This is a genomic window from Microbacterium sp. P2_F9 (assembly GCF_056403635.1).
This window is the reverse complement of the sequence record NZ_JBFUFC010000187.1, coordinates 1-7,665: the sequence shown is the minus strand read 5'-3', so window position 1 is coordinate 7,665 and position 7,665 is coordinate 1. Positions and strand designations below refer to the sequence as shown.

Below are 7,665 nucleotides of genomic sequence, written 5' to 3'. Positions count from 1 at the left end.
CCTGAAGGCCACCTTCCAGTTCACCGTCACGGCTCCCGAGCCGTGGCAGGTCGTGTCGAACTCCCCCACCCCTGCGCCCAAGAAGCACGGCGACGGATCGGCGACCTGGACGTTCGAACCCACTCCCCGCATCTCCTCGTACATCACGGCGATCGTCGCCGGCCCGTACGAGTCGACCACCTCGGAGCTGACCAGCGCCTCCGGCCGGGTCATCCCGCTCGGCGTCTACGCGCGCAAGAGCCTCTGKCAGCACCTCGACACCGACTACGTCTTCGACATCACGCGGAAGGGCTTCGCGTACTTCGAGGAGAAGTTCGGGTACCCCTACCCGTTCGCGAAGTACGACCAGCTCTTCGTCCCCGAGTTCAACGCCGKGGCGATGGAGAACGCCGGAGCCGTCACGTTCACCGAGACGTACGTCTTCCGCAGCAAGGTGACCGATGCCGTCAAGGAGCGTCGCGTCGTCACGATCCTGCACGAGCTCGCGCATATGTGGTTCGGCGATCTCGTCACGATGAAGTGGTGGAACGGGCTCTGGCTGAACGAGTCGTTCGCCGAGTGGGCCTCCACGATCGCCACGGCCGAGGCGACCGAGTGGACCGAAGCGTGGACGACGTTCAACGCGATGGAGAAGACCTGGGCCTACCGGCAGGATCAGCTCCCCTCGACCCACCCCGTCGTCGCTGAGATCAACGATCTCGAAGACGTGCAGGTGAACTTCGACGGCATCACGTACGCCAAGGGCGGCTCGGTGCTCAAGCAGCTCGCCGCGTGGGTGGGCATCGACGAGTTCTTCGCCGGAGTCGGCGCCTACTTCCGCACGCACGAGTGGAGCAACACGGAGCTGAGCGACCTTCTCACCGAGCTCGAGAAGACCAGCGGGCGCGAACTGTCCACGTGGTCGAAGAAGTGGCTCGAGACGGCGGGCGTCAACACCCTGTCGCCGGAGATCACGACCGACGCGGACGGGAAGATCACCCGGTTCGCGATCGTCCAGACCGCGCCGGCGGACTACCCGACGATCCGGCCGCACCGCCTCGGGGTCGGCTTCTACAGCACCCAGGGCGACCGCCTCGTCCGCGTGCACGACGTCGAACTCGACGTCGACGGCGACCTCACCGTCGTCCCGCAGCTCGCGGGCCTCCCCCGCCCCGACCTCGTGCTGCTCAACGACGAAGACCTCGCCTACGCGAAGATCCGCCTCGACGCCGTCTCGCTGCGCACCGCGATCGAGCGCCTCGCGCAGATCAGCGATCCCCTCGCCCGCTCGCTGGTGTGGGGTGCCGCGTGGGATCAGACGCGGGATGCCGAGGCATCCGCCAGCGACTACATCGACCTCGTGCTGCGCAACATCGGCGCAGAGACCGAGTCGACCACGGTGCGCACGACGCTCGGACAGCTGCAGCTCGCCGCGAACTCGTATGTCTCGCCGGAGAAGCGGTCGGCCGCGCGCGAGCGCGTGGCCTCGGCGCTGTGGGAGCTGGCTCAGGCCGCGAAAGCCGGCAGCGACAGCCAGCTGCAGCTCGTCACGGCCTTCGCGAGCGCGGCCTCGACCTCCGCCCAGTGGGAGCAGGTGCGCGCCCTGCGCGCGGGTGACCGCACGCTCGATGGACTCGAGATCGACACCGACCTCTCGTGGCAGCTGCTCGTCTCGCTCGCCGCCGGAGGGCTTGCCACCGAGCAGCAGATCGACGAGTCGCTCGCGGCGGACAACACCGCCAAGGGCGGGGAGTTCGCCGCGCAGGCCAAGGCGGCCCTGCCGTCGCCGGCCGCGAAGCAGGCTGCGTGGGATTCGCTCATCACCAAGGACGATCTGCCCAACACGATCGTCCGTGCGACCGCCGCAGGGTTCGGCCACCCGGCCGGCGTCGAGTTCCTCGACGCATTCGTTCCACAGTTCTTCGAGAGCCTGCTCCCGATCTGGAACTCGCGCACCTACCAGATCGCGCAGTACCTCATCGTGGGTCTCTATCCCTCGGCGCTCGCGAACAAGGGGCTGCAGGACGCCACCCGCGCCTGGCTCGCCGCCAACAAGGACGCTGCGCCCGCGCTGCGTCGCCTGGTCACCGAGAACCTCGCCGGCGTCGAGCGCGCGCTCGCCGTCCAGGAGCGCGACGCGCAGTAGTCGATCGGATGCCTTGGCCCACCGCGCAGGTCGGGCCAAGGCATCCCTCATTTAGGATCGTGCCGAGATGAACATCGCCCCGAGCGTCGTATTCCCCGAGCCAGCAAGCTGGTGGGAGTCGGTCGTGAATGTGCTCGCCGACGTGGGGCTGAACATCCTCAGCGTCGCCGGCATCATCATCGGCGCCTTCATCCTCAGCTGGATCTTCAAGCTCGTGATCCGGCGCGTCGTGAACCGCATCGTGACGGGCGCGAAGAGCAAGGCCAAGGTCGACGACACCCAGGCGCTCGAACGCTCGCCGCTCGCGGCGGTCCGCGTCGTGCAGCGCACGCGCACCCTCGGCTCGATCCTCGGCAACATCGTCAACGTGACGATCGTGATCATCGCGCTCGTCCTGATCGTCTCCACGCTCGCCCCGACCGCCCTCGGCTCGCTCACTCTGCTGTCCGCGGCGATCGGCGCCGGCCTCGGCTTCGGCGCGCAGAACATCGTCAAGGACGTCCTGAACGGCATCTTCATCGTCGCCGAGGACCAGGTGGGCATCGGCGACGTGGTCGACCTGGGGCTGGCGACCGGTGTGGTGGAGTACGTGAGCGTCCGCGTCACCCACGTGCGCGATGTGAATGGCACGCTCTGGTACGTCCGCAACGGCGAGGTCACTCGCATCGGCAACATGTCGCAGGGCTGGGCGCGCGTCATCATCGACCTCGCCGTCGGTGCGGACGCCGACATCGGCGAGGTCGAAGGCGCGATGATGCAGGCTGCCAGCGATCTCGCGCACGACCCGAAGTGGCGCTCTCGCGTGCTGGAGAAGCCCGAGGTGTGGGGTCTCGAATCCGTGTCGGGCGACGCCCTCGTCATCCGGCTCGTCATGAAGACGCGCGCGAACGCGAAGGACGACGTCGCGCGCGAGCTTCGCATGCGGCTCAAGAACGCCATCGACGAACTCGGACTGACCCTGCCGCAGCTCAACTCCATCACGCTCAGCGGACTCGAGGGAGCCCAGCGGGTGCGCGGGGCGAACCCGCCGAAGACCAAGCCGAACCCGGTGGCGGCGCCGCCGGAGCGGCCGGTCTGGAAGCCGAAGCGCACCGGCAAGCGCGCTCAGCCCGCCGCGGATGGCAACCAGTCCTCGCCTGGAGACTCGAAATGACGGATGATCTCGGTACAGCCGCTTCGCGGCCACTCGATCCGGCGGCCGCTCCCCTGGCCTTCTACGACGAGATCGGTGGGCATGACACCTTCGTGCGCCTCGTGGATCTGTTCTACGCCGGCGTCGCCGACGACGACGTGCTGCGCCCGATGTACCCGGAGCAGGATCTCGGTCCGGCGAAGCACCGTCTGACGACGTTCCTCGAGCAGTACTGGGGCGGCCCGACCACCTACGGCGAGGAGCGTGGCCACCCGCGCCTGCGGATGCGCCACGCCGCGTTCCATGTGAACCCGGACGCCCGCGATCGCTGGCTCGCGCACATGCGCACCGCAGTGGACGCGCTCGAACTCCCCCCGCTCCCCGATGYGACGCTGTGGGACTACCTGCAGCGAGCGGCGTTCGCCATGGTCAACACCTTCGAGCCGACCGGCATCGGGCCGGCCGCAGACGGCCGTGCCGCGGCATCCCTTCCGGTCGTGCAATCGGACGCGTTCGGCCAGGGCGCGGATCGACCCGCCTCCTGACGCTCCCGCTCTCTCCCCCGCCCGACCACCCCCCGCACGGTAATCCCCCTCGACCATCCCCCCTCACGACGAAGGAGTCGTCCCATGACCACCACCACCCACACCGCTGACATCCTCGTGATCGGGTGGGGCCTGGCCGGGCTCGTCGCCGCGAGCGAGGCCGCCGCCGCCGGCAAGAGCGTCGTGATCGTCGATCAGGAGCCGCGCACCAACCTCGGCGGGCAGGCATGGTGGTCGTTCGGCGGGCTCTTCTTCGTGGACTCGCCGGAGCAGCGCCGGATGGGCATCAAGGATTCGCTCGACCTCGCACGGCAGGACTGGTTCGGCAACGCGGGGTTCGACCGCGAGGAGGACGCCTGGCCGCGCCGCTGGGCCGAGGCCTACCTGCAGTTCGCGCACGGCGAGAAGCGCGCCTGGCTCCGCGAGAAGGGCGTCGGCTTCTTCCCGGTCGTGGGCTGGGCCGAGCGCGGCGGCTACGGCGCCATCGGCCCGGGCAACTCCGTCCCGCGCTTCCACATCACGTGGGGCACCGGACCCGGCCTCGTGGCGCCGTTCCAGGCCGAGGTCGAGGCCGGTGAGGCCACGGGCCGGGTCACGATCCTCCCCCGCCACCGTGTGACGGCCCTCACGACCGTCGCCGGCGCCGTCTCGGGCGCTGCCGGAGATGTCCTTTCACCGTCCGGCGCGTCGCGCGGTTACGCGTCGTCGCGCGACGTCGTGGGATCGTTCGAGATCACCGCGTCGGCGACCATCGTCTCCTCGGGCGGGATCGGCGGCAACCACGATCTCGTGCGCAAGGCGTGGCCGGCACGGCTGGGCACTGCGCCCGAAACCATGATCACCGGCGTCCCCGCCTACGTCGACGGCTCGATGCTGGCGGTCTCCGAAGATGCCGGCGCGCGCCTGATCAACGGCGACCGCATGTGGCACTACGTCGAGGGCATCCAGAACTGGGATCCGATCTGGCCGGATCACGGCATCCGAATCCTCCCCGGCCCGTCGTCGATCTGGCTCGACGCGACCGGCAAGCGCCTGCCGGTGCCGCTCTACCCGGGCTTCGACACGCTCGGCACCCTCGCGCACCTGCGCCAGACCGGGCACGACCACTCCTGGTTCGTGCTGTCGCAGAAGATCATCGAGAAGGAGTTCACGCTCTCCGGCAGCGAGCAGAACCCCGACCTCACCGGCAAGGATGTGCGGCTGCTGGCCAAGACGCGGCTTGGCAAGGGGGCGGGGGCGCCGGTGCAGGCGTTCATGGACCAGGGCGCGGACTTCATCGTGCGGGACACCCTCGACGAGCTCATCGCCGGCATGCAGGCGCTCCCTGGCGGCGATGCCCTCGATGCCGAGCGCGTGCGCCTGGAGGTCGAGGCCCGCGACCGCGAGATCGACAACGACTTCACCAAGGACGCGCAGATCGCGATGCTGCGCTCCGCGCGCGCCTACCGCGGCGACCAGCTCATCCGCACTGCCGCGCCGCACCGCATCCTCGACCCGAAATCCGGTCCGCTCATCGCGGTGAAGCTGCACGTGCTGACCCGCAAGTCGCTCGGCGGCATCGAGACCGACCTCGCCGCTCGGGCCCTGGCGCCCGGCGGCGAGCCGGTTCCCGGGCTGTACGCCGCGGGCGAGGCCAGCGGCTTCGGCGGGGGCGGAATCCACGGCTACCGGGCGCTCGAGGGCACCTTCGTCGGCGGATGCCTCTTCTCGGGCCGCACCGCCGGCCGGGCTGCGGCCGCCGCGGTCTAGCCGCGCGGATCACGCAAGGATCTGCGTGACGGCCTCCAGGTAGTCACTCGGCTCGCGCCGGCCGAAGATCGCTTCGTTGGCGATGAACCCCTGCGCGACGGCGGCGACGTCGAGGGTGCGGACGTGGGCGAGGTCGCGAGCCTCCGCCTCATCAGACGACTGCGTGCGCGCCCACGGCAGGAGCGCTGTCGCGAGCGCACCGCGCAGCCCCACGATCGTGCGGAGCAATTCGTCTCGGATCTCGCCGGGGACGGATCCCTCCGCCCAGAACTGGAGGATGACAGCGGGGTCGATGTCGTTCTCGGTGATGGCTGCGAGCATGAGCTCGACGATCTGCCGCGGACTGCGCACCGCGGTCTCCGCCGCGATGGCGTCGAGCCGGGGGTAGATGAACTCGGCGATGATGTAGCGCGCCAATTCGCCCTTGTTCGTGAAGTGCGAATAGATCGCGCCGGTCGAAAGGCCCGACTCTGCGACGATGTCGGCGATCGAGGTGTCGCGCACGCCCTTGCGTTCCAGCACTCGCAGTGCGGCCCGCGCGATCTCGTCTCGTCGCGCCTGGCGGTATTCGTCGCTCACTCTGGGCACGGAAAGAGAATAGCCGTTCTGTTAGTCTCTCCAAAGAGAATATCCATTCTGTTTCCAGAGGAGCCACGATGTCCACGTCCGCCTCAGCACATCCCCGCACGCGCTGGCGCTTCGCCATCGTCTTCGGGCTCGTCGGGTCGCTCGTCGTCGCGATCCTGATCACCGCCTTCATCTGGCCGGCTGCGACATCGAGCCCGAAAAACCTCCCCGTGGGAGTGAGCGGCCCCGAGGATCGCGTCGCCGCGCTCACGGAAGCGCTCGCCGAGCAGGATCCCGCGCCTCTCGAGCTCGTCGACGTCAGTTCACGCGACGACGCCGTCGACCGCATCGAGCACCGCGAGATCTACGGCGCGATCCTGCTCGAAGGACCGGAGGTGCTCGTCGCCACAGGCGCGAGCCCCGTCGCCGCGCAGGCGCTGCGGGGCGTCGCGACGCAACTTCAGTCCCAGATTGACACCGGCATGCAGGCGGCGCTCACCGCTCAACTCGAGGCGATCGGCAAGGCCCTCGCCGCGGGAGAGCGGCCGACGCTGCCTTCCGGCGACGCGGCGGGCGCACAGCCCCCGAAGGTCACCGTGACGGATGTCGTGCCCCTCGCCGAATCCGACCCGACCGGTGCCGGGATCGCCGCCGCGAGCTTCCCGCTCGTCCTCGGCGGAATGCTCGGYGGTATCCTGCTCTCGCTCCTGGTGGCGGGAGCGGTCCGCCGACTCGTCGCCCTCGCCGTCTTCGGCGTCCTCGCCGGTACCTTCGCAGCGCTCATCCTGCAGACCTGGTTCGGACTTCTGCAAGGTGTGTGGGTCCTCAACGCAGCGGCCCTCGGCCTCGGGATGACAGCGACCGCCGCGTTCATCATCGGCATGAACGCCCTGTTCGGTCGGGTCGGGCTCGGCATCGCAGCAGCAATCACTGTCCTGTTCGCGAACCCCCTGTCCGCCGCCGCGGTACCCGTGCAGTTCCTCCCCGAGCCCTGGGGGCAGATCGGGCAGTACTTCGTCCCCGGCGCGGCATCCAATCTGCTTCGCTCGCTGAGTTACTTCCCGGATGCCGCGACCGCCGCGCAATGGCTGATCCTCATTGCCTGGACCGTCGTCGGCGTGTTCCTCGCCCTCGTCGGCCACTATCGCGATCAGCCGGACATGCACGTGCCCGAGGAGCAGCTCGAACCCGCCTGATCCGGCTCGGAACGGGACAGGGCTAGCCGTTCGCCGGTCCGGTCGACCGGACCGGGGTGAGCCCCACCCGTGCCGGGCCCCGGACGATGATGTGGCCCCGCATGAGCGACACCCGCGTCCACGCCCCGCTGACGAGGACCCGGGCATCCTCTTCGCCCACGATGAAGCCGAGCGCGAAGGCGGCGAATGCCGTGCCGAGCGGGAGGCCGTCGAGCGCGTCGTCCGGCGGACCCCACACGGCCGCGCGCACAGTCCGCACGACATCCTCGCCTGGTTCCTGGGGCAGCGCCTCGGCGGCCGCCGCGATCCCCCACTGCGCGCGGGCGGCGAGGACGGATGCCGGGATCGACG

The 7,665-nt window shown here is 69.5% G+C and carries 7 protein-coding genes; 5 read left to right on the top strand and 2 right to left on the bottom strand.

Annotated elements, in window-relative coordinates; genetic code table 11:
* The 4 genes from pepN to AC1DVT_RS16070 all read left to right on the top strand — a co-directional run.
* Positions 1–2,125, top strand: a 2,125-nt coding sequence (pepN, locus tag AC1DVT_RS16085; protein ID WP_477389999.1) for an aminopeptidase N, incomplete at its 5' end; no start/stop codon positions are given.
* Between the two features lie 67 nt (positions 2,126–2,192).
* The gene (locus AC1DVT_RS16080; protein ID WP_477389998.1) at positions 2,193–3,278 is read left to right on the top strand and encodes a mechanosensitive ion channel family protein; all 1,086 of its coding nucleotides are present in this window, start codon (positions 2,193–2,195) and stop codon (positions 3,276–3,278) included.
* Positions 3,275–3,802, top strand: a complete 528-nt coding sequence (locus AC1DVT_RS16075; protein WP_477389997.1) for a globin — start codon at positions 3,275–3,277, stop codon at positions 3,800–3,802. Before AC1DVT_RS16080 ends, AC1DVT_RS16075 begins: the two co-directional genes overlap by 4 nt.
* Before the next feature lie 84 nt (positions 3,803–3,886).
* A complete protein-coding gene (locus AC1DVT_RS16070; RefSeq protein WP_477389996.1) occupies positions 3,887–5,551 on the top strand; it encodes an FAD-binding dehydrogenase in 1,665 nt (554 codons plus the stop codon).
* Positions 5,552–5,560: 9 nt separating this feature from the next.
* Here the strand turns inward: AC1DVT_RS16070 and AC1DVT_RS16065 are convergent, their stop codons facing one another.
* Positions 5,561–6,139 (bottom strand): TetR/AcrR family transcriptional regulator, encoded by a 579-nt coding sequence (locus AC1DVT_RS16065; protein ID WP_477389995.1) that lies wholly within the window; start codon positions 6,137–6,139, stop codon positions 5,561–5,563.
* Positions 6,140–6,207: 68 nt separating this feature from the next.
* Between AC1DVT_RS16065 and AC1DVT_RS16060 the strand changes: the two genes are divergently transcribed.
* Positions 6,208–7,314 carry an ABC transporter permease gene (locus AC1DVT_RS16060; RefSeq protein ID WP_477389994.1) on the top strand — a complete coding sequence of 369 codons (1,107 nt, stop codon included), beginning with the start codon at positions 6,208–6,210 and terminating at the stop codon, positions 7,312–7,314.
* A 22-nt stretch (positions 7,315–7,336) separates the two neighbouring features.
* On the opposite strand, the gene AC1DVT_RS16055 is transcribed toward AC1DVT_RS16060, so the two are convergent.
* A partial coding sequence (locus AC1DVT_RS16055) for a DUF8185 domain-containing protein (RefSeq protein WP_477389993.1) occupies positions 7,337–7,665 on the bottom strand: 329 nt, incomplete at its 5' end.